We start from the raw sequence: 23,122 nt of genomic DNA on the forward strand, positions 1-23,122 counted from the left end.
GACATGCTCTAAGCGCCAGCCAGCAGTACCGCGACCTCGGCCTGCGCGTTGAACTCGGCCCACTCCAGCGGCGTCGCCCCGTAGACCGCCTCTTGCGCGGTGACATCGGCCCCGCGGGCCAGCAGCGCGCGGACTACTTCGACGTGGCCGTTGCCCGCGGCCACGTGCAGGGGCGTCGGCAGCCCGGGGCCGGCGAGGCCGTCGACCGCGGCGCCGGCGGCCAGCAGGCTCTCGACCGCGGCCGCGTGGCCCTCGCGGGCCGCGAGGTGCAGCGCGGTCACCTCGGCAGTCGTCTCGCCGAGCAGCCGGCGCGTGCGAGCGTCGACCGCGGCCCCGCCGCGCAAGAGCGGCCCCAACGCCTCGACGCGCCCGTTCTTGGCCGTCAGCGCCAACCACGCCGCCAGCAGCGCCGGCGGCTGCGGCTCCTCGCGCAGCCGCGCCGCCATCGTCGCCAGGTCGCCCGTGACCAGGGCAGTCGCCACGTCCTCGCGGGCCCCGAGCCCGCGCAGCAGCTCGACCTGGGCCGCGTCGCCGCGCGCCAGCGCCAGCGCCAGCGGCGTCAGGCCGTCGTCGGTGTGCGCGTGGACGTCGGCGCCGAGCTCGACCAGCAGCGTCAGCGAGTTCTTGAGCCCGCGCGCGACCGAGAGGTGCAGCGCGGTCATGCTGGCCGACACGAAGCCCATGCGCTGCGCCACCGCCCCGGGGTCGGCCTCCGCGACCGCCCGGATCGCCCCGAGCCCCGACGGCAGCGCGGTGAAGATGTCCTCGCGGGCCCCGGCGGCCCGCAGCAGGCGCGCCACCGCCGGCCGGTCCTGGTGGCCTTGCGGGGCCCAGCGCACCACCAGGGCCCAGCCCAGCGGCGTCAGGCGGAACCACTGATCGCGGTGCTCGAGCGCGGCCCCGTGCGCGAGCAGCAGCTCGGCCACCGCGGCGATGCCCATCTCGGCCGCCCAGTGCAGCGCAGTGGTGTCGCTGGCCGCCTCGCGCGCGTGGACGTCGGCGCCGGCCTGCAGCAGCGCGGCGACCACCGGCAGCTGACCGCGGTGGGCCGCGAAGATCAGCGGCGTGCTGCCGAGCGCCGGGTCACGCGCGTGGATCAGCGTCGGGTCGGCCTGCACCTGCGCGACCGCGGCGTCGAGCTCGCCGCGCTGGATGGCCTCGAACAGCGCGGTCCCCGGTGACTCCTCGTGGCTGGCAGTCATGACCGGCGGAGGATCGCCCGGTTCACCCGCCGCGACAAGCCGCGGACCCGCGCACCACCTGGCCTTCGAGACAGATCGTCGGCGCGCGAGCAGCACCTCCGCTCACCCGCGCTCCCGCGCCCTCGCACCGCGAGAACGTCAGTCATCTTCACCATTTACAAAAATATCGAAAAAATCGCCGGCGCGTGTCGATCCGCGCCGGCCTCGTTCGACGTGGTCATGAGGGCCGGACAAGACGACGCCACCGGGCGGCGGCGCCGGCCACGAAAGGTATCGACTCATGCGATTCATGATGATGATGAAGGCCGATCGGAGCTACGAGGAAGGCGTCCCCCCGAGCCCCGCGCTGGTCGAGGAGATGGGCAAGTTCATCGAGGAGACCATGCGGGCCGGCGTCCTGCTCGACACCGGCGGCCTCGCGCCGACCGCGATGGGCACCAAGATCCGGGCCGCGGAGGGCAAGCTGACCGTGACCGACGGCCCGTTCACCGAGGCCAAGGAGATCATCGGCGGCTTCGCCATCGTGCAGACGCGCACCAAGGAGGAGGCGGTCGAGCTCGGCCGGCGCTTCATGCAGCTGCACACCCGCGTGCTCGGCGACGCCTACACCGGCGAGTGCGAGATCCGCCAGATGTTCGGGCCGCACGACGCCTGATCACCGACTCCCCTCATTCACGAGACCCCCACCCCACATTCCCAGGAGACCTGTCATGCAGACCTCGTCCGCCAAGAAGCGCGCCCGCGCCGGCGCCATCATCAGCGCCCTGCCGGTGCTGTTCCTCCTCGCCGACGCCGTCGCCAAGTTCTTCCAGCCCGAGCCGGTCGTGACCGCTTCGGCCGCGCTCGGCTTTCCGCCCGACACCCTGTTCGCCCTCGGCAGCCTCGAGGCCGCGTGCGCCGTCCTGTTCGCCGTCCCGCGCACCGCGGTGCTCGGCGCGGTGCTCCTCACCGGCTACCTCGGCGGCGCCACTGCCGTCCACGTCGTCCACGGCTCGTCGTTCGGCTTCACGATCGGGTTCGGCGTGATCGTGTGGCTCGGCATGCTGCTGCGCGACGAGCGTCTGCTCGCCCTGTTCCCGCTCCGCCACCCGCGCCCGCGGTGAGCGTCACGGCTTGGGCGCCACGCACAGCGGGCGCGCGGCCTTGGTCGTCACGCGCACCGACGTCTGGCTGCCCTTCGGCAGCCACACCACCAGCGCGCGACCGCGGTGGGCCGCCGTGGTCCAGTAGCCGCCCGGCTTGATGCCCGCGACCTTGGCGAAGCTCTTGGCCTCGTTGGGGTTGGCGAGCTTCCAGCGGGCGATGCCGAGGTACTTGTTCTTGTCGAGGGCCGCGCAGTACTCCTTGGCCCAGTGCTGATTGCCGGCCTTGGCGAGGGCCGCCGGCGTCACCAGGTCACCCGCCGCGATCAGCTGCGGCGCCTCGGCCGGCGGCGGGGCCGTCGTCCCTCCCGTCGCGGGCGCCGGCTCCTCGCCGGTGGTCGCGCTCGGGGCTGGCTCTTCGACCCTGTCCTCGGGGACAGGCGTCGGCGGCACCACGACCGGCTGCGACGGCGGCGTCGCCACCGCGCCGCCTGCCGTCGGGTCGGGCGTGGGCGCGGGCGCGGGATCGACGGTGCGGAGCGCCTCGGACACGATCGTCGGCAGCTCGATCGGCGGCGCGTCGGGGCCGCGGCCGACGTACCACCAGGCCGCAAACCCGGCGGCGCCGAGCACCGCGAGGCCCATGAGCCGCGCCGGCCAGCGCGACGGCGACGGCGGCGGCGGCGGCGGCAACGACAGCGCGACCGTCGGCGCGAACACTGCCGCGTGCGAGGAGACCGCCGCGCGCGAGGAGACCGCCGCGGCCGGGGTCTCGAACGGCTGCAGCGCGTCGGCCAGCTCCTTGGCGGTCTGGAACCGCTCGTCTGGCTTTTTGGCCAGGCAGCGCAGGAGCACCGCCGACAGCCCGCTCGGCACCCCGGGCACGCGCGCGTCGACCGGCTCGGGCTCGGCGGTGATGATCGCGATCAGCGTCGCGGGCACCGACGCCGCGGTGAACGGGTCGACGCCGGTGATCGCCTTGTAGAGCACCGCGCCGATCGCCCAGATGTCGGTGCGAGCGTCGGCGTACACGGCCCCGTTGATCTGCTCCGGCGCCATGTACTCGGGCGTGCCCATGAGCACGCCGCTGCCGGTGAGGGCCCCGTCGCGGTCGATGAACTTGGAGATCCCGAAGTCCATCAGCTTGACCACCGCGGGGCCGGTGTCGGGCTGATGGATGAACAGGTTCTCCGGCTTGAGATCGCGGTGGATGATGCCGGCGCGGTGGGCCGCGTCGAGCGCGTGGAGGGCCTCGCGGATCAGCGCCACCGCGACCGTCGGCGCCAGCTGGCCCTCGCGGGCGATCCGCTGGCCGAGGTTCTCCCCGCGCAGCAGCTCCATCACGATCACGGGGCCGAGCGCGCTCGTCTCGAGGTCGAGGATGTCGCAGATCCCCGGGTGCCCGATCCGCGCGGCCACCCGCGCCTCGTTCTGGAAGCGGGCCACGATCTCTTTGTTCTTCAGCGCCTCCGGCAGGATCAGCTTGAGCGCCACCTCGCGGTCGACGTGGACGTTGCGGCCCCGCCACACCGCCCCCATGCCGCCGCGCCCGAGCTCGCTGACGAGGCGGAACTTGCCCGCCAGCATGCGGCCCTCGAACGGCAGCACCATGTCCGTGGCCGGACAGCGCAGCGTCGCCTCGTCGTGGTCCGCGCCGCAGAACGGACATGCTTCGAGGTGCGCCCCTGCCGATTCGGCGTTCATCGGGAGCCGCAACGTATCACAGGCGCCAGCGGGCCGGCTCGCGCCCGGGGGCGAACCGGAGCGCGCCTGTCGCGGCCGGGCCGCGGCGTCTCCCCGGGCGTTCCCCGGCGACCCCCTCTGCCGGCCTCGGGCGCCCCCGCGTCGCCGAGCGCACGCCGCGCAGGCGCCCGCGCGGAGCCGCAGGGCGAAGATCGCCCGCCCCGGGCGAACGCTCGCCCGGTGCGCTTACCTGTCTCGCGGGACAGGATCGCGCCGCCCGCGGCGCTCGGCTCGCCGGGCGGCGACATGTCTCTCGGGACAGGAACGCTCGAGCGCGCCGCGGACGCCTGCCGGCCGCTCTGTCTCTCGGGACAGGCGATCGTCGGTCGATCACCCTCCCGCCCGGATTGACATGTCCCATCGCCTGTCCCTCGGGACAGCCTCACCCGCGGCCACGCGGCCCGCGCCCCGGGGTCACGTCAATCGCAGCCCGACACGCCCATCTCGCCGCACTCGATCCAGCCAGCCGGGATGCAGCCCGACGGCGAGTCGTAGGCCTGGTCGGGCTCGTCGGGGTCGCAGACCACCGGGATGAAGGGCGGGCAGGCGCCGCCGTTGGCCTGGCAGATCAGGAACTCCATCGCGGTGTAGTCGGCGCACACGTCCCCGTTCGTCTGGATGTGCGGCGCGCCGTAGATCGGCTGGCACTCGGAGGGTTCGGCCAGGCACGCGGCCTCGTCGAGCGTCCCGCACGAGTCGCAGAACGCGACCCCCGGCGGCTCGCACTGGACGAACCCCGGCGGCTCGCAGGTCGTGGCGACGACCTCGTAGGCCTCGTCGGTGCCCTCGCGGCAGAACGTGTGCTTGTCGTGCTCGCAGACGATCTCCTCCGTGCAGCCGAGGAACTGCTGGCCCGACGAGCAGCCGGGGAACTCGTAGGCGCTGCCGTAATAGGCCATGCAGCCGGGGGAGGCCACGCAGTCCTGCTCGCCGAGCTCGAGGCAGTCGATCGGCGTCGGCCCGTCGGTGGTCTGCGGGGTCACAGTCGTCTCGGCCGACGTCGTCTCGGACGGGTCGAACATCGTGGTCGCCGTCTGCCAGGTCTCGGTCGTCGCGTCGGTCGTCGCCGCGGTCGTCGCGTCGGTCGTCGCGCCGGTGGTGCCCGCGCTGGTGTCACCGTCCGTCCCGTCGGCAGTGGTGCCGGCCTGATCACCGGTGGAGTCGGTCGCGCTCAGGTTGCCGAGCTTGGTCGGCAGCTCGCACGCGGCCAGCGCGAGCACGAGGGGCAGGATCCGGGGGGCGTAAGCGAAGTGGTTCATGTCGATTCCTCGCCTCCTCGTCTCCTCCGGGTGCCCGATCCGTCACTGCCCGCAGCGATTAAATTTTGCGAACCGCTGCGCCACCGCCGACGACGGGAACGTGCGCACCAGCAATTGCGCCGCCGACAGCGCGGCCGCCTCGTCGCCGAGGCGGCACAGCGCCTCGACCCGCGCCGCCTCGCGCACGTCGGCCAGCGTCCCGTCGGGGAACCCCTGCGCGTGCTCGGCCGCTCCGGCCAGGGCGCCCGCGGCGTCGCCCGCAGCCAGCCGCGCCTGCACGCGATCGATCGCCGCCACCTCCGCGGCCAGCCGCGCGCCCGCGTCGCTCGCTGCGGCCGCCGACGCGGTGCCGACCTGCGGCCGGGCGCTGGCGACCTCCGAGGATGTCCTTTTAAACATGTCCTTCGGGACCTGTACCGGAACGACGGGCGGCTCGGCGATCGGCGCCGGCTCGGGCGCGCCGGCCGGCTCCTTCGCCGCCGCGATCACCGGCGCGTGCGCGGCGGTCGGCGGGCGATCGGCCGCGCGGGCCGGCTCGCGCGCGACCACCAGGCCGACCGTCGCGGCCCCGGCCACGATCATCGTCGTCGCCGCGGCCGTCTGGGTCGACACCCACGCGGTGAGCCCGACCGCCGCGGCGGGCTTGCCGAGGACCGGCAGCAGGACGCCCCACGTGCGCGACTCGGCCTCGCGCGGCGGCGCCTGGCGCTGGCGCGTGGCGTCGCGCAGCGACTCGAGGCGATCGGAGGCGACCAGCGCCTGCAGCTGTTGCCGCGCCAGCCGCAGCCGCGAGTACACCGTGTTGAGCGGCAGGCCCAGCTCCGACGCGATCTCCGGCGCGCTCATCCCGAGCAGCTCGGTCATCTCCCACACGGTGCGGGTGCCGTCGGCCAGCTCGCCGAGCACGCGCGTCAGCAGCTGCGCGTCGTCGTGGCGCTGCTGCGGCGCCGCGGCCTGCGGGCGGGCCAGCTCGGCGAACGCGGCGTGGCGGCGGGCCAGCCGCGCCGCCCCGCGCCGGTGGCGGAAAGCGACGCGGCGGGTCACCCCGAACAGCCACGCCCGCGGCGAGACCTCGAAGTGCAGCTGGTCGAGCCGGCGATAGGCCGTCAGGAACACCTCCTGGACCACGTCGTCGACCGTCCCGGCCGCCACGCCGAAGTGCTGCGCCGCCGACCACACGAACGCGAATTCGGCGCGGTACAGCGCCTGGAAGCGACGCAGCTGGGGTTCGTCCTCGTGGGCGGTTTCGCGCGGGGTCATCGCGGGTCCGGAAGGTACCCACGATTCTCCGCGCTCGCGTCGATCCGTCACCATGGGTCTCCGAATCGCAGCTCGACCCCGAGCATGAGCCGGCCGGAGGCCCAGGACGGGGCCCACAGGCGCACCGGGTCGGGGACCGCCTCCAGCTCGAACTTCGGATACACCGGCGACAGCGCCAGCTGCACCGCCCCCCACACGCCCCAGCGAGCCCCCGCGTGCCACACGACCCCGGCGCCGAGCACGCCGGCGAGCCAGCCCTGCGCCGCCGCGCGCCCGGAGGACAGCCCCCGCGCCTCGCCGCGCATGCCCCCTGCCTCGAGCCCGACGCACAGCGGCACCTCGATCGGCCCGCGCCCCAGCCGGGCGCAGCCGTGGACCGCCGCCGCGAACAGAGCCGCCCGCACCTCCACCTGCAGCCCGGCCACCTCGCGCGGGACCCCCTGCGGCGCCACGAACAGCCCCTGCACCTCCAGGCGCCAGCGCGGCCACAGCACGCCGCCCGCGACCCCGACCGCCCCCGAGACCCGCGGGACCGCCCCCGCCTCGCCGCCGCCGTGGACGCGCACGAATCCGCCTGGCCTTTTGGACCTGCGTGAAGAGACAGGCGGAGCGAGCGGCTCGGTGGGCTCGTCCGTCACCGGCGCGGGCTCGGGCGCGAACTCGGGCCCCGGCTCGGGCATGGCCGCGACCGCGGGCTCCAGCCCCGGCTCGGCCGGCTGGGCAGGCTCGGGCGCGGGCGTCGGGGCCGGCTCGGGCACGCGGGCCGGCTCGACCGCGGCGGCCACCAGCACCGCGACCACGTCGGCCAGGGCCGCACACGACGGGTCGGAGATGGTCCGCGTCTCGCCGCGCTGGCCGGCCGTCAGCCGCAGCCGCAGGGTGAACCCACGCCCGCTGTCAGGCACCACTGTCGCCTCGACCTCGGCCTCCTCGGCCGTCAGCGGCCGCCCGAGCCGGCGCGCGACCGCGGCCAGCACCTCGTCGCGCTCGGGGCAACCGGCAGGCGCCCGCCACTCGAGCGCGACCTCGGGCGGCGCGGGCACCTGCGCCGCGCCGAGCAGCGGCGCGAGGGCGAGGCGCACGAGCATCGTTCACCGAGGATACCACGCGCCCGTCGGCCGGCGAGCCCCGGCGCGCGGACCCGCCCCGTGCGGTGGGCGATCGCCGGCCAGGCGATCGATCGCAGCGATGCCGACACTGGTGACGACCTGCGTCACCCGCTCGCGTCGCCTGCGGTCGATCCTCGTGCCCGTTCCTCCGCGACGAGCTCCAGCCATTGCTCGGCGTGAATCGAGGTCCGCGTCCGCCGCTCTGCCAGCTCGTCACCAAGGATCCCTGCTACGACGATTACGACGACGACACCGATACCGACACCGACACCGGCGAGTCCGAGTCCTATCAATGTTATGACGACCTGCCGGTGCCCGGCCAATGTCTTCCTGTGCCCGACGAATGCCTCGACGATCCCGACGGTGTCGCGGCCTGCCTCGAAAGGCCCGACCTCTGCCTCTACGGGGGGCAATTCGAAGACGGTGTCCTCGCGTGCGGCTACGCCTTCGATCACTGCCAGGAAGGCGCCCCGCAACACCCGTCTTGCAAGTCCTGCTCGCCCGCGGGCCCCGCGTAACTTTCGCGGGCCCGCGCGTCATCGGCTTTCGGCGATCGATCCCGCCCCTGCCCCGCGCGGGCCGGTCGCGCTAAGGTGACGCGATGACCTTCGCCGCCCCGCTCGTCCCGCATCGCTCGACCTGGGACATCGTCCGCCTCTCCTGGACCCCGGTCCTCGCCGGCGTGCTGGTGGTCATCGGCGCCAAGGCGCTCGAGGGCGCGTCGCCGGCGGTGGCCGGCGCTCTTTCCATGCTCGCGGGTCCGGTCTTCATCCTCGGCCTGCTCTACATCACCTTCACGTGGCGGCGCGGTCCGACCCTGACGATCGACGGCGGCGAGCTGGTCCTCGCCGACCGCCGGGTCCGCGTCGCCGACGTCGAGGCCAGCGTCGAGCAGTACGTGTTCCGCACGCAGGGCCGCGGAGGCGGCGGCACCTTCTGGCAGCCCCTGCTCGCCCTGCGCTTCCCCGACGGCGGCGACCTGCGGCTCGTCCGGCTCGAAGGCGGCGGCCAGGCCGCTGGCCGTCGACCCACGCGGGCGCCGAACTACGGGCTGGACCCGGCCTCGTGGGACCAGCTCGCCGCTTTGCTCGGCGCCCGCGATCGCTGACCGCACATCGAGTTCCAGCCCGGTCGCTCCGCCCGCGCATCGGCTAACGTCGCGTCCCATGCACTACGGTGACGACGTCGACCTGCTCCTCGCCAAGACCCCCGAGCAGGTCCTGCAGCGCTTCGCCCTCGATTGCGCAGAGCGGGCCATTGCCATCTCCCTGCGCCGGGAAGGCCTCTCCACCGCGACGGCGGGGCTCCTGCGAGTCGAGCTCGAGCAGAAGCGGCTCCACGTCACCACCGGGTCGCCCGACCGCGCGGCCATGCTCGAGCTGCTGGAGGCACACCAGCAAATCAGCGATCGGCTCCCGGACGGCGAGACGGACGGCTGCGACGAAGCGGTGTGCGCGGCCCTCGACGTGTCCCTGCCCGTCGCCGAGGCCGCGCGGGAGGCCGCGCGCGGGGTCGTGCTCGGCGCGTGGCACGAGCCCCCCCGCCACGAGTTCATCCGCGCCCAGCGGTTCTTCCACTCGGACAACGAGGAGTTCTGGCAGCTCCGGCGCCTGAAGTGGTTGACCTCGCTCGCCGCCGACGCGCTGTGGCGATTCGAGGAGTCGTCGGCGCCGGCGGAGACCCGGATCCACTTCGACGCGCAGCAGGCCCTGGAGTCGTGCTTGCAGCGCGAGCGGGCCCTGCCCACGGCGCGACGCGAGCGCCTGCTCGCCGAGATCGTCGTCCACGCGCCAGCATCCCCTCTGTGAATTGCGGGCCCTGGACGCCGGCCAGCCGGAGCCGTTCGCCATCGTGGCGAACAGCTGAGATCGACCCGGCCGACGCCGGCTCTCATGATGGCGCCGGGTCTATTGATTCTTTTAAAATTTCCCCGTCCCGCCGGAGGCGCCGAGCACTTGCCCCGTGCAATAGCTCGACTCCGCCGACGCGAGCAGCACGTACAGCGGGGCGATCTCCGCCGGCTGACCCGGGCGACCGAGCGGGGTGTCGCCGCCGAAGTTCGGCAGCTTGTCCGGCGGCTGGCCGCCGCTGGGCTGCAGCGGCGTCCAGAACGGCCCGGGCGCGATCGCGTTGACGCGGATCCCCTGCGGCGCCAGCTGCTTGGCCAGCGATTTCGAAAAGGCCACGATCGCCGCCTTGGTCTGCGCATAGTCGAGGAGGTTGGCCGACGGGTCGACGGCCTGGACCGACGCGGTGTTGATGATCGACGCGCCGGCCGGCATGTGCGGCAATGCGGCCTTGGTGATCCAGAACATCGCATACACGTTGGTCTTGAAGGTCGCGTCGAAGTCCTCGGTGGTCAGCTCGAGGATCGACTTGCGCTGCTGCTGCCGGGCCGCGTTGTTGACGAGGATGTCGAGCCCGCCGAGCTTCTCGACCGCGGACGCGACCAGCTTTTTGCAGAACGCCTCGTCGCGGATGTCCCCGGGGACAGCCACGGCCTTGCGCCCCTCCGCTTGGATCAACGCGATCACCTCCTGCGCGTCCGACTCCTCGGCCGGCAGGTAGTTGATCGCCACGTCGGCGCCCTCGCGCGCGAAGGCGATCGCCGCCGCGCGCCCGATCCCCGAGTCGCCGCCGGTCAGCAGCGCCTTGCGCCCGGCCAACCTCCCCGACCCGAGGTAGCTCTTCTCGCCGTGGTCCGGCCGCGGCGTCATCTTGCTCGCCAGCCCTGGCCACGGCTGCTGCTGCGCCGGGAACGGCGGGCGTGGGTACTGCGTGATCGGGTTCTGCAGCCGGGGCTTCTTCACCGACCCGCCTGCGCTCGCGGGCGCGGCGGCGGCAGTCGCCGGGCCGGCCACGGCGGTCGCCGCGAGCCCGACGCCCATCGAGGCCACGATCTGACGCCGCGTGATCCTGTCGCTGTCGTTCGGTGTCATGCGTCTCCGCGCCAAGAATGGCCCTGTCGCCTCGTGACGCCAGCACGCGCCGACGGCGAAGGCCCGCACCGAGCCGGTTGCCGCGAACGGAGGCGCCGCGCGAGGCTGCCCTCTCGCCGGCGGCGAAATCGCCAGTCGAGGCCGCCGGCGATGGATCGGCACAGCGCGAAGACCGAGGCCCACCGGGTGAACCCCGACGGGCCTCCTTGCGCCCCGGTCGTCGGGTCCTCCGAATCAGGGGCAGCTCGCGGGCGCGCTGACGTACAGCTGGCCGAGCTCCGTCAATTGACCCGACTCGCCGAGCAGGTCGATGTTCGGCTCGGGGTCGAAGCGGCCGCTGAACCACGAATAGCGGACCACGGCAGGCTCGGCCTCGAGGTACTCGAGCGCCTCCTGCATGTATTGCTTCTGCACCGCCACCGACTTGTCCTCGGCGTCGAGGCACGAGAACTCGGTCAGCCAGATCGGCAGATCGTACCGCTTCATCTCGCCGATGTACCAAGTGAGGGCGTCGCGCGTGCAGGCGTACCAGTGGACCGCCAGGTGGTCGACGCGGCAGCCCGGGCACGCGGCGAAGAACTCGTCGAACCACTCGAACGGGTCGGTCTTGTTGCAGTCCCCGCCGCAGTAGTTGAGCGCCGGCGACACGATCTCGAGCCCGTGGGCGTCCGCCACCGCCTCGACCTGCGGCCACAACGCCGCCGCCTCCTGCGGCGTCAGGTTGGCCTGGGCGCCGAAGTTCGGCTCGTTGAACGCCAGCAGGTAGCGCGCTCCCTCGGGGATCGGCGGGTCCTGATCGAGCGACCCACCGCCCCACAACATCGGCACGAACTCGACGTCGAGCGATGCATAATCACCGACGTCCTGGTCGGGCGGGACCGCCCAATTGTACCACCACGACACCCCCGGCGCGAGCGCTGCCAGGTCGGCGTGCGAATGGTAGCCGTAGGCGATCCCCCGCTTGCACGCCGAGCGGTCGACCCCGCCCGAATCGGTCGAGTTGCCGGTGTCGGTCCCGGGCTCCTCGCCCGTGCTCGTCGGCGTCGCCGGCCCCGTCTCCGTCCCGCTCGCCGCGCTCGTCTCCGTCCCGCTCGCCGCGCTCGTCTCCGTCCCGCTCGCCGCGCTCGTCCCGGTCGTGCTCGCCGGGCTCGCGGTCGTCGACCCGTCCGATCCGCCGTCGCTGTCGCCGTCCCCCGGGGTGGCCCCGCAGCCGAGCGCAAGCCCCAGTCCCACAAGCCATGTCATGCGAATCATCATAGTCGTGTCCTCCGTCAATTGGGCAGACGCAGCCCGAGCGCGTCCGCGATCGCGGCCTGCGGGAGCGCCCCCGGCAGCCCCGGCAACAGCGGCGCGAGCGCCGGCGGCACCTGCTCGGGGTGGACGATCGCCAGCTGGACCGTGCGCGACGCCGTGTCCATCAGGATGATGAAATAGCGATAGCCCTCGATCGGCCGCCGGAACGCCGCCCCGGGCCCCTGATTCGGGCTCGCCACCGCGCCCTCGGCCGCCTCGACGTTCTCGCCCTTGTCGATCAGGTCGACCTCCGGCCCCAGCTGCGACACGTCGCACTGATCGCCGCACGGCCCCTCGCCGACGTAGCCCGCGTAGCCGAAGAAGTTGGTGCTGAACACGCCGAAGTTCTGGTACTGGTTGTTGTCGTTGACGACCTCCCACACGTTGAACTGGCCGCAGCCGTCGCCCAGGTACCATTCGTCGGGGTTCTTGGCGTAGCACTGGCAGCTGGAGAACGCCCCCGCGCGCACCAGCTCGCCGAGGCTCAGCCCGATCCACGGCGCATCGTACCAGTTGCCGGTCATGTCCTCCGAGCACGGCTCGCCGACCTCCTCGGCGTTCGGCATGCGCGCCAGCAGCACGAACAGCTTCGAACCGGCCCAGCCGTCGTACTGCGCATCGTCGGAGGCCGGGCAGAACGGCACGCTGCCCTCGCCGCAGGCGAACTGCGCCGCGGTCGAGACATTGACCAGACACTCGGTGCCGACGACCCCGTGGAAGCCCTGCGATTCGGTCTCGTTGCCCTTGAACGCCAGCCCCTGGCCGTCCGCCGGCCAGCGCTCGTCCCAGCTCGACGCAAGGGTCCACGCGTCGCCGCCGCCCGGCTGATACACCGCGAATTGCTTGAGCTGCAGCGGCCCGCGCAATGTGAGGATCAAGTCCTCGTCCCACGGCGTCAGCTGGTCGCCCGCGACCTCGTGCTGCGCCAGACAGCACGTATCGTTTTGATACGCGTCGCACGGCCCCGTCGCCGGATCGCGGCGGCTCGGGTACCAGCCCGGCGCGCCGATCTCCTGAAACGTGATCGTCCCGCCGTGCGACGGCGCGTCGAGCTCGTCGGCGTCGAATTCGGCCGGTCCCAGCCCGTCGCCGCCGCCGGTCGGGTCATTGCCGACATCGGGTTTGGGCCCCCCGGTCGGGTCCTGGCCGGTGGGGTCCGCTCCACCCGTCGGATCGACGCTCCCCGTGGTGGGGGGCTCGCCACCCGTCGACGGCCCCGGGCCGGTCGGGCCTTCCCCCGTGGCGCCGGTGGCCGGCGAGCCCGTCGAGCTGCCGTCAGTCGGCTGCGCCGCGCCGCCGGGCGTGCACGCCAGCAGCCACGCGAGCGCGACCGAGGCGTGAATCGAGCTTGTCCGCCGCATCCTCGACCTCCCCAATGTCCTCACTCTACCGCGACCCCAGGCGGCGAATCCATCGCAATCGTCGCGCGCGCGAATGCATCCACCGCGTACACCATGCGAAACGCAGGCGGCGCGTCCCCGCTTGCCGAAGGCCGTACACCTCTGCCCGGGCATGGGCCGCCGCCCGACAGGGGTTCCACGACCCGCGCCCGCGCACGAGCCTCGGCCCGCCGCCGGGCAATGGCGGCGAGGATCGCGAGACAACCGTGTCTCGACAATGTCATCAGTCGCGCTCACGGCTCGCTGGCCGCCAGCAGCCCCTCGGGCGTCGCCGGCAGCCGCACCGCCCCGAGCGGCGCGCCCACCACGATCACATCCTGGCTGTCGGCGGAGAACGCCAGGGTCAGCGGCGCGTCGCCGTGCAGCCGCGCCACAGTCCCCGCGAACGCGCCGTCACGCGCGTCCCACAGGCCGATCGCGCCGCTGCGGTCGGCCGCGACGATCCGCGACCCGTCGGGCGAGAACACGGCCGACAGCGGCACCCAGCTCCGGCGGCCCTCCAGCCGCCCCAGCGGCGACATGTCCTCGGCGCGCCACAATCGCCCCGAGTGGCCCTCGTCCAGCGTCAGGATCGTGCTGTCGTCGGGCGAGTAGACGGCGGACAGGATCATCGTCGAGCTCCCCTTCAACTCGGCCAGCGTCTCGCCGGTGCGGGCGTCCCACGACTTCGCGTCGCCGCGCCAGCCGTGGGCGAACACCTGCGAGCCGTCGTTGCTGGTCGTCACGTGCAGGATGGAGCTCTGCATGCCCTCGAGCTTCACCCGTCGCTCCGGCGACCACGCGTCGACCAGCTCGAGCTGCCGCGTCCCTCCGGGCAGCACGATCTGCCCGAGCGGCGTGCCGCGCACCTTGCCGTACGGCAGCGGCGGCGTGTGCAACACCTGCAGCTCGCGGCAGTCGAGGCTCGACCAGGACGCGACCTTGCCGTCCTCGCCGACGGTCACCACGCCGTCGGTGTCGGCGAGGAAGATCGGCCGCTGCTCGAGCTTGACCCGCGCCGGCAACCCGCAGCGCCGCGCCCCGCTGTCGGCGTCCCACAGCTCGGCGGTGCCGTCGGCCGCGGCCGTGAACAGCGCGCCGCGGCTCGACAGCTCGGCCTGCGTGCGCGTCACGCCGTCATCCGGCAGCTTCGCCAGCGCCGCGCCGTCGGCGAGCCGATGCACCGTCACGCTCCCCTGCCCGACCATCACCACCCGGTCGGTGGCGACCTCGATGTCCATCGCAGTCGGTGAGCCGGGCACGTGCCACCGCGCAGGTACGCTGGCCGGCAGCTCCCACACCATCGTCGGGCCGCCCGTGGTGCCGACGAGGATCTGCCGCCCGTCCGGCGAGAACCGCACCGACCTGCCCTCGTCCGACTCCGACCGCAGCGTCGCGCGCAGCGCCCCGCTGACGACGTCCCACACCCGCACTGTCCCATCACCGCCGCCGACCGCCAGCCAGCGATCGTCGGGCGAGAGGTCGGCGCCGTCGAACTGATACAACTCGGTGTCGACGCGCCGGAGGAGCCGCCCGTCGAGGGTGTCCCACGCGAACCAGGCGCCGTTGATGATCACCGAGATCAACGTCCGCCCGTCGCGCGAGAACATCAACCGCCCGATCGAGCTGCGGGGTCCGGCAGCGCGCTTGATCAGCCGCGGCCGCGCGCCGCTCGCGTCCCAGATGTAAACGTCGTGATCGTTGCCCCCGACTGCCACGCGCGCCCCGTCCTCGCTGATCGCGACCTGCGAGTTCATCCGCGCCGACGTCGGCAGCTCGCCCAGCAGCTCGCCGTCGGGCAACGACCACAACCACGCGAAGCCGTTCGACCCGGTCACGATCCGCGAGTTGTCGCGCGAGAACGCCGCGGACTGACCGACGCGCGGCAGCGTCGCCACCAGCGCCCCGCTGACCGCGTCGCGCACCACCACCACGCCGTCGCCCCTCGCCGCCACGCGCGTGCGATCGGGCGACATCGCCACGAGCCCGCGCTCGGGGCCCAGCGTCGCGTGCACCACCCCGGTGCGGACGTCGCGGCGCACCAGCCCGTCGTCGCCCGCAGTGACGAGCGCTCCGTCGCTGGCCACGCCGATGCTCGAGACCCCCGCGATCTCGGCCAGCATGCGCCCGCTCGCGGCCTCCCACAGGCGCATGCGCCGGTTCTCGACCACCGTAGCGATCACCGCGCCATCGGCCAGCCACTGGGCGTCGTCCACGTACGCCTGATCGTCCGCGCCCACCGTCGTGATCGCCCGCGGTGCAGTCATCGCCGCCGCCAGCGCCCGGCTGGCCGCCGCGACCGGCCCGCCGGTGCGCAGCGCCTCCCCGAGAGCGGCCCGCGCGATGGCCCGCGCCTCGTCGGTGCGATCGCTCTCTTCGGACATGTCCTGCGCGCGCAGGATCGACGCCTGCAGCCGCTGCGCGTCGACCACCGCCTGGCGTTCGAACGCGCTCCGTGCCGCTTTTTCGGCCTGCGCCGCCGCCTCGCGCTCGGCCTGCTCGGTCTGCGCCCGCGCCTCCGCCCGCGTGCGGGCCTGCTCGTAGCCCAGCCATCCGAGCGCCACGCCGCCCGCCAGCACCAGCCGCACCCCGGCGAACGCCACCGGGTGCGTGCGGGTCCACAGGCGCGCCCGCTCGCGCAGCGAGTACGTGTGCGCCGCGACCATCTGGCCGGCCTGGAAGCGCCGCAGCTCCTCGGCGAACGCCGCCGCGTCGGGGTAGCGATCGGCCGGCGCGCGGGCCATCGCCCGCTGGGCTATCGTCGCCAGCTCGGCCGGGATCGCCGGATCGACGCGGCGCAGGTCGTCGACCTCTCCCGCCAGCACCTGCGCCGCCAGCCCGGCGCCCGTCACCGCCGCGAACGGCGGCCGCCCGGCCAGCACGTGATAGAGGATCGCCCCCAGCGCGTACACGTCCGAGCGCACGTCGACGACCTCGCCGGCCGCCTGCTCCGGCGGCATGTAGCGCAGCGTCCCGAGCACCGTGCCCGCCTGCGTCATGTCCGAAGCGCCATGGTCTTCAGGACATGCCCCTTCGGTCATCTCTCTATCGGCGGCAGTCAGGTCCTTGGCCAGGCCCCAGTCGACCACCACAGTCTCGCCGAAGCGCCCGACCAGCACGTTGGCCGGCTTGAGGTCGCGGTGCAGCACCTTCTGGTCGTGCGCGTACGCGATCGCGTCGGCGACCGCGATCACGTGCTCGACCAGGCGCAGCCGCTGCGGCAGCGTGGTGGCCTGGCGGATCGTCGCCTCCAGGCTCTCGCCGTCGACCAGCTTCATGCAGTAGAACGGCTCGCCGGTGTCGCGCCAGCCGAGGTCGTACAGCGGCACGATGCCGGGGTGCTGCAGCCGGGCCGTGATCGCCGCCTCGAGCGCGAACCGCCGCTGCGCGTCGGGGCTGTCGCGCAGCAGCTCCTTGACCGCGATCACCCGGCCGAGCCGGCGGTCCTCCGCGCGGCGGATGACCCCGATCCCGCCCGACGCCAGGGCCTCGCGGAACACGTAGCGCTGCTCGTCCGCGGCCTCCGGCCGGGTGGCGATCGCGACCGCGGGCGGCGCGGCCTCCTCGGACAGGGTCACCGACGATTCGCCGAGAGAGGACACGCGGGCGAGCAGCCGGTCCTGGGCGCGGCGGACGATCTCGGTGGGCGGGGCAAGGTGGGGCACGGGCATGACGAACTCCTCGCCGGTGGTGTGTCCGTAGCCAGTATTTCTGATCCCCGCCGCGCGCGGGCCGACGTCGATTCCTCGCGCCGGCCTCACTGCTCGGGCTCGCGCACCCGGCCGAGGTGGGCCTGCAGCTTGCCGTAGATGCTCTGCATGCAGCTGTCGAGCCCGTGGACGCTGGCGTCGCGCAGGGCCGGGTCGGCCACCAGGCGCAGGGCCGCCTCGCGCAGGCGCGTGCGGGCGCGTTGCAGCCGGCGCGCCACCGTCGGCTGCGGCGCCTCGAACAGGGCCGCCAGCTCGGACTGCGTCAGCCCCTCCCAGTCCTTGAGCTCGACCAGGATCTGGTCGTCGAGCGGCAGCGATCGCAGCGCCTGGACGACGATGTACTCGAGCTCGCGGTCGGCGAACAGCGCGGTCACCGAGCCCTCGGTGGCCGGATCGATCGCGCTGTCCTCGGCCGGCTCGAAGCGCTTGCCGTGCCGCTGCCGCCGGCGGATGTGCGCCACCAGCACGAATCGGGCGATCCCGTAGACATAGGCGCGGAACGGGCTGTCGCCGCGGAACGCGTCGCGGCGGCGCACCACCACCTCGAACGTCTCCTGCGCCAGATCCTCGCACGCCGCCGGCTCGGCCTTACCGTAAAAGAAGCGATAGATCGCCGCGTAATAGCGAGTGATGAGCTGCCGCCCCGCCTCGGAGTCGCCGCCGCGCCATGCCTCGAGGAGCGCCCGTTCGTCCACCCACACAGTCTAGCGCGATTTTTTAGAAAAACGCGCGAGTTTAACGAGCACGCGAGAGCCGGCTCCGTCGCCCGTCGATCTTTTTCTCGCTGTCGGCGCTCACTCACCCATCACCGACAACGGCCTCTCCGATCATTGCTTCTCACTATCGAGGGATCGCCGATAACCTCATGACCACGCGACCGATCATTTCTTTCGACCCCTCGCACGCATCCGCGAATCACCCTCGAATCAATTCACACGCCCATTCACCTCAGCGCTTCGCCGACGTGCAGCGGAGAATCGCGGCTGCCAGCGCGTCGGCCACCGTGGCGAACGTCTCGGCGCGGGGGGCCGTGCCCTGGTTCACCAGCGCATCGGCCACGGCGGGGCGCACCCCGCTGACGAAGCACTGCACCCCGAGCAGCTGCACTGCCTGGAAGATCGCGTGCAGCCGCTCCGCGGCCGTCACCTCGATCGTCTCGAGCCCGGTCATGTCGAGGATCGCCACCCGCGCGCGCGTCTCGACGATCGTCTCCAGCAGCTTCTCGCTCACGTGCACGATCTGCTGCTCCTCCAGCGTGCCTGCCAGCGGCACTGCCAGCACGTCGCGCCAGATTCGCAGCACCGGCGCCGACAGCCGGAGGATCTGCGCCCGCTGGCGTTCGATCTCGTCGACGCGCTGCTGCAGCTCCGCGTTGCTCTGCTCGAGCGCCGCCGCGCGGGCCGCGGCCACGCTGCCGAGGTGTTCGCGCTCGCGGGCCACCAGGCTCTCCAGCACCGGCCCTGCAGTGCCCAGGAAGCTCCTGGCCAGCGCCACTTGCCGCGGCGAGAAGGCGGCCGCGCGCGCGTGGACCCCCAGCAGGATCGCCGCCCCGCGACTCGTGCGCAGCGGCAGCATCAGCGCCGCGCGGACCCCCGGCACCGCCGCCAGCGGCTGCAGGTCGGGCACGCGCGCCACGTCGAACACGGCAACAACCTCGCCGCCCTCGACCCGCTGCACGAACCCACCGGCGGCCAGTCGCGCCGCCTTCAGCGCCTCGTGCGTAGCGACCGCCGCGCGGTACTTCGCGCCCATCTCGGGCACCAGCACCGCCCCGCCTTCGTAGCCGAACACCGGCGCGAGCGCGGTCAGCAACGCCTCCTCGGCGTCTGCCAGCGACCGCGCAGTCGCGGCCGTGCCGACCCCGGACAATAGCCCCTCCGCCTCGCGTCGGCGCTCGCGCTCGCGGTGCAGCGCCTGCTCGAGGTGGGCCACGGTCTCGCGCAGCAATTCGTCGTCGCGCGCCACGTGGGTTCCTATGCGCGCACCAGCGCGGTGACCGAGATCATCAGATTGCCGTGGCGATTCTCGCCGCCGACGAAGCATCCTTGCTCGCCGAACGTGAAGCAGCCGACGAACGGCGCCCCGCCGAGGGCCGCGCGCAGGCCGACCGCGATCGCGTCCAGCTGCGAGCGCAGGGCCAGCATGCAGCCGGCGCAGAACACCACCAGCGCCCCCGCGACCGCCTCCTGCGACACCCCGGCGAACGCCAGCGCGTCGGCGGCCACTCGCTCCGCGCGGCTCGCCAGCGCCTCGTGCGTCCCGTGCATCAGCACCACCTCGTCGCCGACCTCGAAGCTGGCGAACAGCTCGATCGCCCCGTCGGGCCGGACCACCGCCGGGTGGGCCAGGCGATACGACGCCAGCTCGCCGACCCCGCCGACCCGCCGCCCCAGCGGCTGCAGCGTCGATTCCGCGAGCACGTTGCCGCCGCCGCGCGCCGCCGCGATCGCCCCGCCGGTCCATGCATCGTAGACCTCCGCCGCCGGCGCCCCGTCGATCTCGAGGATCGCCCGCTCGTCCGCCCGCGTCACCTTGCCGCTGCGCGTCGTCGGCGTGTACCCGCTCTGGAACGCCGAGGCCACCCGGCCCGACGGGTACAGCACGCTCACCACCACCGCCTGCGAGTGCGTCCCCTGCCGCGTCCATTGATACCAGCGGCCCGCGATCGCGTCGTCTGCCGCGCTACCGCCGACGATCGGCACGTCGGGTCCCACCACCGCCTCGATCCCCGCGAGGCACGCCTCCTCGTGGCCCGGCGCCGCGGTGATCCACACCAGCATCGGCACCTCGCCCGGGCGGCCGGCGTCGTCGATCGCCGCCATCACCGCCTGCTCGGCCGCTGCGCGCGGGTCCGCGCCGAAGTCCGCGGCTCCGACCCCGAACGCCCCCTCCGGGTCGCGTACTGCCAGCAGCGCCAGCCCGCCCGCGTGCACCCCCGCCTCCGTCAGCACCGCCATGCACGAGCTGCTGCCGTGGGCCGCCGGCGCCCCGAGCTCGATCAGCGCCCGGCGCACCGCCTCGCCCGCGTGGGCCTCCGTCGATTGCACGAACAACCAGTCCGGCGGCCCGCCGAGCGCCTCGACCGCCGCTGTGTACGCCGCCCTCGCCGCTTGCGAAGTGTCCCGTTCGTCACTGTGAGCACTCGCTGTCCGCATGCAGCGAGGGTACTACAGAAGGCCGCTGCGCGGGTCTCCGCAGACATTCGCAGGCCGCGACATGTCCGTGGAATCACGCCTCGCACGAGCCGCGTCGACCTCGGCCTACATCGTCCACGCCGAACTCGGCTTCGTCCGGCGGCGGTCGCCGCGCTGAACGATGATTCGAGGTCTGCCGACCCCAATCACAGGAGATGTCCCTGAGGACAGTCGACCTCTCAGCCCTCCAGGATCACCAGCAGCTCGTTGCAGATGCAGATCCGCGGATCGGCCGGATTGAACTGCCACCCGCCGCCCACCGGCAGCGCGATCGTGGTGCCGCTCGCCTCGTGGGTGAACACCGACGACCTGCCGATCGCCAGCTTCCAGCCGGGAGGCCGCGGCGCCGCGAAGTCGGCGACGTCCGCCAGGCCGTCGCCGGCGCCGTCCTCGACGCGCTCCTCCTCCCCGCCGGCGAGCGTCCAGATCCGCCAACCGTCGCCCACGCGCGCCGCGACTCGCCGGCCGTCGCGCGAGAACCGGGGCGGCGGATCGTACGACCGCGGCTTGGGCGACTCCCCGGTCGCCTCGCCGCAAAGCCGCACCAGCGCGCCATCCTGCGTGCGGACCTCGACCCGCCCGCCGCGCTGCACCGCGAGCATGCTCCCGTCCTCGGCCATCCCCAGCGCCGAGCCGCCCAGCTCGAAGGTCAGCGTGCGAACGAGACGCCCGTGCGGCAGCTCGTGCAGCGCCACAGTCTTCTTGCCCTGCTGCAGCGCCGCCAGGCGCGAACCCTCGCGGTCGTACGCCAGAGTGTACCAGTGCGGGAACCCGAGCGGCTCCGTCGACTCCAGCGGCTTGCCGCGGCGCGCGTCCCACAGCTGCAGCCCGCCGTGCGTGCAGATCAGGACGCGGGTCCCGAGGTGCAGCGACGGCTGCGGCGGTCCGCCCTCGAGGTAGTACCCGAACTCCGGATTCAGCCGCGCGATGCGCTTCCCCGTGCGGCCGTCGAGCAGCTCCCGGTCGCACAGCAGGCGTTCGCCGTCCGGATCGAAGCACGGCGGGAACCCGGGCTCGGGCGGCGGCGCCTCGTGGCGCACGAGCTCCGCCAGCGACCAGATCTTCAGCGCCCCGGCGAAGGTGACCACATACTTGCCGCTCGGCGACAGCGCGAACTCGTAGGCGAAGATCGGCAGCACGTGCTTGCGGCCGTCGACCCACCCGAGCATCCCGCTGCGGGACGTCGATACCACCATTTGTCCGCCGCCGTCGGCGACGCTCGACACCGGCGAATCGACCTCGAGCCTGCGCTCGACCGCCAGAGTCTCGGGATGGACGACATACACGAATCCCCCGGCGTATTCGTCGTGCGTCCCGTACACGATCAGGCGCGAGCCGTCGGCCGACCATCGCACGCTCGCGCTGCCCTCCTCCGGGCACGGCAATGCCACCCGCGGCGCTCCCTCTGCGCGGATCATATACATCGGGCCCCAGCCGTCGCTCACGAACTGCGGATATTTCGCCGCGGCCTCGTCGCGCGGCGGCTCCGGCTCGACGCGCGCGCGGCCCTCGGCCCAGTGCCAGCGCACACGCTCCTTTCGCCCCGATCCGCGCTGCTGCGCGGTCAGCAGCAAGACGTCGTCCGTCTCGAAGCGCGGCACCTGCAGCCCCCCGAACGACAGCCCCTTGGCGGACTCCAGCTCGGCCAGCGGGAGCACCACCACCGGCAGCTGGCGCAGCGGCCGGATCCACGGCCGCCCGCGCGCCGCCAGCTCCTTCGCCCACCCCCGGTGCAGCGACGCCAGCGCCTTGACCCCGAACGTCCGCGCCAGCAAGCAGCTCCCCAGCGAATCAGGGTACTGCGTCCACAGCTTGCGATCGGCCTGCAGCGCGCGCTGCACCTGTTCGCGGACCGTCTCGTCGCTCAGCTGCGCCAGCCATTCCGCCTCGGTGCCGGTGGCCAGGGCGGACTCGAGCGCTGCGAGGGTCGCGGGCATGCCTCGCTTATCGCACGAACCCGCGCCCCTGCGCAGCCATTCTCCGCCCGCGCGCCCTCGCTCGCCGCGGCGAACCGCCCGAGCTCCGGCCGCGCCTGACTGCCAAGAATCAGATGTCCTGAAGGACAGACCTCGGGAATCACCGCGCGACGAAGTCCACCTTGCCCACTGTCCCGACCCGCAAGGCCTGCAGCGGCCCGTCCGCCGGCGCCAGCCGGGCCTCTGCGAACACCAGCCGCGTCCCCGCGTCGATCTCGGGCGCGATCGCGGTCACCTCGCCCGTCACGCTCAGCCCCTCGTCGACGAACTCCACGCGCACCGCGGCCCCCAGCCGCAGCGCCTCGCCGCGCGCCTCGGGCACCGCGAACCGCACCAGCCGCGCGTCGGAGATGAGCTGCACCACCGGCCGCCCCAGCTCGATCGTCGCGCCCGCGTCGACGTAGCGCCGCGAGATGGCGCCGGCGAACGGGGCCCGCAGCTGCGCCTCGACGATCTTCGCGCTGGCGTCGTCCACCGAGCTGCGCTGCTGTCGGAGCGACGCGCTGGCGCTGCGCTTGCGGGCCGCGGCGAGCTTCTCCGCGTAGCGGTGCTCACGCAGCTCGGCCCCCGAGACCACGCCCTCCAGCTGCTCGGTGTCGGAGCGCGTCTCCTTGGCCCGTTGCAGCTCGAGCTCGAGCCGCTCCAGCTCCGCCTTGCTCGCCTCCCACGCCGCGGTGGCCGCCGCGAGCTCATGGCGCTCCTCCCGGACGTCCAGCGCCGCGACCACGTCGCCTTCGCGCACGCGGTCGCCGACCTGCACGTCGAGCCGCTCGAGCCGCGCGAACTCCGGGGCCGTCAGCACGACCTCGGCCTCGGGCACGAGCACGCCGACCATCGCCTCGGCCGAAATCACGTCGGCAACCACGGGCGCCACGCTCACGGTCGAAGCGACCCGCTCGACCGCAGGCACCTCGACGACCTCGCCATCGCACCCGCCGAACGCGAGCGCTCCCACGAGCGCGAGCCACTGTCTCAT

General features: G+C 73.3%; 19 protein-coding genes. 5 read left to right on the forward strand and 14 right to left on the reverse strand.

Annotated elements, in window-relative coordinates:
* Positions 1-8: 8 nt before the first annotated feature.
* On the reverse strand, positions 9-1,202 hold the full coding sequence (locus OV090_RS05700; RefSeq protein WP_267702455.1) for an ankyrin repeat domain-containing protein: 1,194 nt from the start codon (positions 1,200-1,202) through the stop codon (positions 9-11).
* A gap of 280 nt (positions 1,203-1,482) precedes the next feature.
* Here OV090_RS05700 and OV090_RS05705 point away from each other — a divergent pair, with 280 nt between their 5' ends.
* Both OV090_RS05705 and OV090_RS05710 read left to right on the forward strand, forming a co-directional pair.
* Positions 1,483-1,857 (forward strand): YciI family protein, encoded by a 375-nt coding sequence (locus tag OV090_RS05705; RefSeq protein ID WP_267702456.1) that lies wholly within the window; start codon positions 1,483-1,485, stop codon positions 1,855-1,857.
* A 55-nt stretch (positions 1,858-1,912) separates the two neighbouring features.
* Positions 1,913-2,305, forward strand: coding sequence for a DoxX family protein (locus OV090_RS05710; protein ID WP_267702457.1), 393 nt, complete (start codon positions 1,913-1,915; stop codon positions 2,303-2,305).
* A 3-nt stretch (positions 2,306-2,308) separates the two neighbouring features.
* On the opposite strand, the gene OV090_RS05715 is transcribed toward OV090_RS05710, so the two are convergent.
* From OV090_RS05715 to OV090_RS05730, 4 genes are all read right to left on the reverse strand, one after another.
* Entirely contained in the window at positions 2,309-3,988 is a 1,680-nt protein-coding gene (locus OV090_RS05715; RefSeq protein ID WP_267702458.1) for a serine/threonine-protein kinase, read from the reverse strand.
* A 458-nt stretch (positions 3,989-4,446) separates the two neighbouring features.
* Positions 4,447-5,286: a hypothetical protein gene (locus OV090_RS05720; protein ID WP_267702459.1), complete on the reverse strand. Its 840-nt coding sequence runs from the start codon at positions 5,284-5,286 to the stop codon at positions 4,447-4,449.
* 42 nt (positions 5,287-5,328) lie between these two features.
* Entirely contained in the window at positions 5,329-6,546 is a 1,218-nt protein-coding gene (locus OV090_RS05725) for a sigma-70 family RNA polymerase sigma factor (protein ID WP_267702460.1), read from the reverse strand.
* A gap of 47 nt (positions 6,547-6,593) precedes the next feature.
* The gene (locus tag OV090_RS05730) at positions 6,594-7,634 is read right to left on the reverse strand and encodes a hypothetical protein (RefSeq protein ID WP_267702461.1); all 1,041 of its coding nucleotides are present in this window, start codon (positions 7,632-7,634) and stop codon (positions 6,594-6,596) included.
* Positions 7,635-7,831: 197 nt separating this feature from the next.
* Between OV090_RS05730 and OV090_RS05735 the strand changes: the two genes are divergently transcribed.
* The 3 genes from OV090_RS05735 to OV090_RS05745 all read left to right on the forward strand — a co-directional run bounded on the left by OV090_RS05735 (position 7,832) and on the right by OV090_RS05745 (position 9,463).
* Entirely contained in the window at positions 7,832-8,173 is a 342-nt protein-coding gene (locus OV090_RS05735) for a hypothetical protein (protein WP_267702462.1), read from the forward strand.
* An 83-nt stretch (positions 8,174-8,256) separates the two neighbouring features.
* The gene (locus OV090_RS05740) at positions 8,257-8,763 is read left to right on the forward strand and encodes a hypothetical protein (RefSeq protein ID WP_267702463.1); all 507 of its coding nucleotides are present in this window, start codon (positions 8,257-8,259) and stop codon (positions 8,761-8,763) included.
* 58 nt (positions 8,764-8,821) lie between these two features.
* Positions 8,822-9,463 (forward strand): hypothetical protein, encoded by a 642-nt coding sequence (locus tag OV090_RS05745; protein ID WP_267702464.1) that lies wholly within the window; start codon positions 8,822-8,824, stop codon positions 9,461-9,463.
* 111 nt (positions 9,464-9,574) lie between these two features.
* Here the strand turns inward: OV090_RS05745 and OV090_RS05750 are convergent, their stop codons facing one another.
* From OV090_RS05750 to OV090_RS05790, 9 genes are all read right to left on the reverse strand, one after another.
* Positions 9,575-10,594, reverse strand: a complete 1,020-nt coding sequence (locus OV090_RS05750; RefSeq protein ID WP_346660352.1) for an SDR family oxidoreductase — start codon at positions 10,592-10,594, stop codon at positions 9,575-9,577.
* A gap of 234 nt (positions 10,595-10,828) precedes the next feature.
* Entirely contained in the window at positions 10,829-11,839 is a 1,011-nt protein-coding gene (locus tag OV090_RS05755; RefSeq protein ID WP_267702466.1) for a glycoside hydrolase family protein, read from the reverse strand.
* Between the two features lie 26 nt (positions 11,840-11,865).
* Positions 11,866-13,248 (reverse strand): DUF2403 domain-containing lipoprotein, encoded by a 1,383-nt coding sequence (locus tag OV090_RS05760; protein WP_267702467.1) that lies wholly within the window; start codon positions 13,246-13,248, stop codon positions 11,866-11,868.
* 272 nt (positions 13,249-13,520) lie between these two features.
* Positions 13,521-16,937, reverse strand: a complete 3,417-nt coding sequence (locus tag OV090_RS05765; RefSeq protein WP_267702468.1) for a serine/threonine-protein kinase — start codon at positions 16,935-16,937, stop codon at positions 13,521-13,523.
* An 86-nt stretch (positions 16,938-17,023) separates the two neighbouring features.
* Complete coding sequence (locus OV090_RS05770) at positions 17,024-17,671, reverse strand: RNA polymerase sigma factor (RefSeq protein ID WP_267702469.1); 648 nt, start codon at positions 17,669-17,671, stop codon at positions 17,024-17,026.
* Between the two features lie 253 nt (positions 17,672-17,924).
* Positions 17,925-18,941 carry an STAS domain-containing protein gene (locus OV090_RS50505; RefSeq protein ID WP_267702470.1) on the reverse strand — a complete coding sequence of 339 codons (1,017 nt, stop codon included), beginning with the start codon at positions 18,939-18,941 and terminating at the stop codon, positions 17,925-17,927.
* Between the two features lie 8 nt (positions 18,942-18,949).
* Positions 18,950-20,023 carry an FIST N-terminal domain-containing protein gene (locus OV090_RS05780; protein WP_267702471.1) on the reverse strand — a complete coding sequence of 358 codons (1,074 nt, stop codon included), beginning with the start codon at positions 20,021-20,023 and terminating at the stop codon, positions 18,950-18,952.
* 326 nt (positions 20,024-20,349) lie between these two features.
* Positions 20,350-22,107, reverse strand: a complete 1,758-nt coding sequence (locus OV090_RS05785; protein ID WP_267702472.1) for a hypothetical protein — start codon at positions 22,105-22,107, stop codon at positions 20,350-20,352.
* 139 nt (positions 22,108-22,246) lie between these two features.
* On the reverse strand, positions 22,247-23,122 hold the full coding sequence (locus OV090_RS05790; RefSeq protein WP_267702473.1) for an efflux RND transporter periplasmic adaptor subunit: 876 nt from the start codon (positions 23,120-23,122) through the stop codon (positions 22,247-22,249).

Origin of the sequence: Nannocystis sp. RBIL2, assembly GCF_026626745.1 — a bacterium.
Lineage (GTDB): Bacteria > Myxococcota_A > Polyangia > Nannocystales > Nannocystaceae > Nannocystis.

What these genes read in the sequence shown, in the direction of transcription:
- OV090_RS05745 (WP_267702464.1), top strand. Translation starts at nt 8,822, where the DNA reads ATGCACTACGGTGACGACGTCGACCTGCTCCTCGCCAAGACCCCCGAG.
- OV090_RS05790 (WP_267702473.1), bottom strand. Translation starts at nt 23,122, where the DNA reads ATGAGACAGTGGCTCGCGCTCGTGGGAGCGCTCGCGTTCGGCGGGTGC.
- OV090_RS05715 (WP_267702458.1), bottom strand. Translation starts at nt 3,988, where the DNA reads ATGAACGCCGAATCGGCAGGGGCGCACCTCGAAGCATGTCCGTTCTGC.
- OV090_RS05720 (WP_267702459.1), bottom strand. Translation starts at nt 5,286, where the DNA reads ATGAACCACTTCGCTTACGCCCCCCGGATCCTGCCCCTCGTGCTCGCG.
- OV090_RS05725 (WP_267702460.1), bottom strand. Translation starts at nt 6,546, where the DNA reads ATGACCCCGCGCGAAACCGCCCACGAGGACGAACCCCAGCTGCGTCGC.
- OV090_RS05755 (WP_267702466.1), bottom strand. Translation starts at nt 11,839, where the DNA reads ATGACATGGCTTGTGGGACTGGGGCTTGCGCTCGGCTGCGGGGCCACC.
- OV090_RS05740 (WP_267702463.1), top strand. Translation starts at nt 8,257, where the DNA reads ATGACCTTCGCCGCCCCGCTCGTCCCGCATCGCTCGACCTGGGACATC.
- OV090_RS05730 (WP_267702461.1), bottom strand. Translation starts at nt 7,634, where the DNA reads ATGCTCGTGCGCCTCGCCCTCGCGCCGCTGCTCGGCGCGGCGCAGGTG.
- OV090_RS05710 (WP_267702457.1), top strand. Translation starts at nt 1,913, where the DNA reads ATGCAGACCTCGTCCGCCAAGAAGCGCGCCCGCGCCGGCGCCATCATC.
- OV090_RS05705 (WP_267702456.1), top strand. Translation starts at nt 1,483, where the DNA reads ATGCGATTCATGATGATGATGAAGGCCGATCGGAGCTACGAGGAAGGC.
- OV090_RS05700 (WP_267702455.1), bottom strand. Translation starts at nt 1,202, where the DNA reads ATGACTGCCAGCCACGAGGAGTCACCGGGGACCGCGCTGTTCGAGGCC.
- OV090_RS05760 (WP_267702467.1), bottom strand. Translation starts at nt 13,248, where the DNA reads ATGCGGCGGACAAGCTCGATTCACGCCTCGGTCGCGCTCGCGTGGCTG.
- OV090_RS05765 (WP_267702468.1), bottom strand. Translation starts at nt 16,937, where the DNA reads ATGCCCGTGCCCCACCTTGCCCCGCCCACCGAGATCGTCCGCCGCGCC.
- OV090_RS05785 (WP_267702472.1), bottom strand. Translation starts at nt 22,107, where the DNA reads ATGCCCGCGACCCTCGCAGCGCTCGAGTCCGCCCTGGCCACCGGCACC.
- OV090_RS05750 (WP_346660352.1), bottom strand. Translation starts at nt 10,594, where the DNA reads ATGACACCGAACGACAGCGACAGGATCACGCGGCGTCAGATCGTGGCC.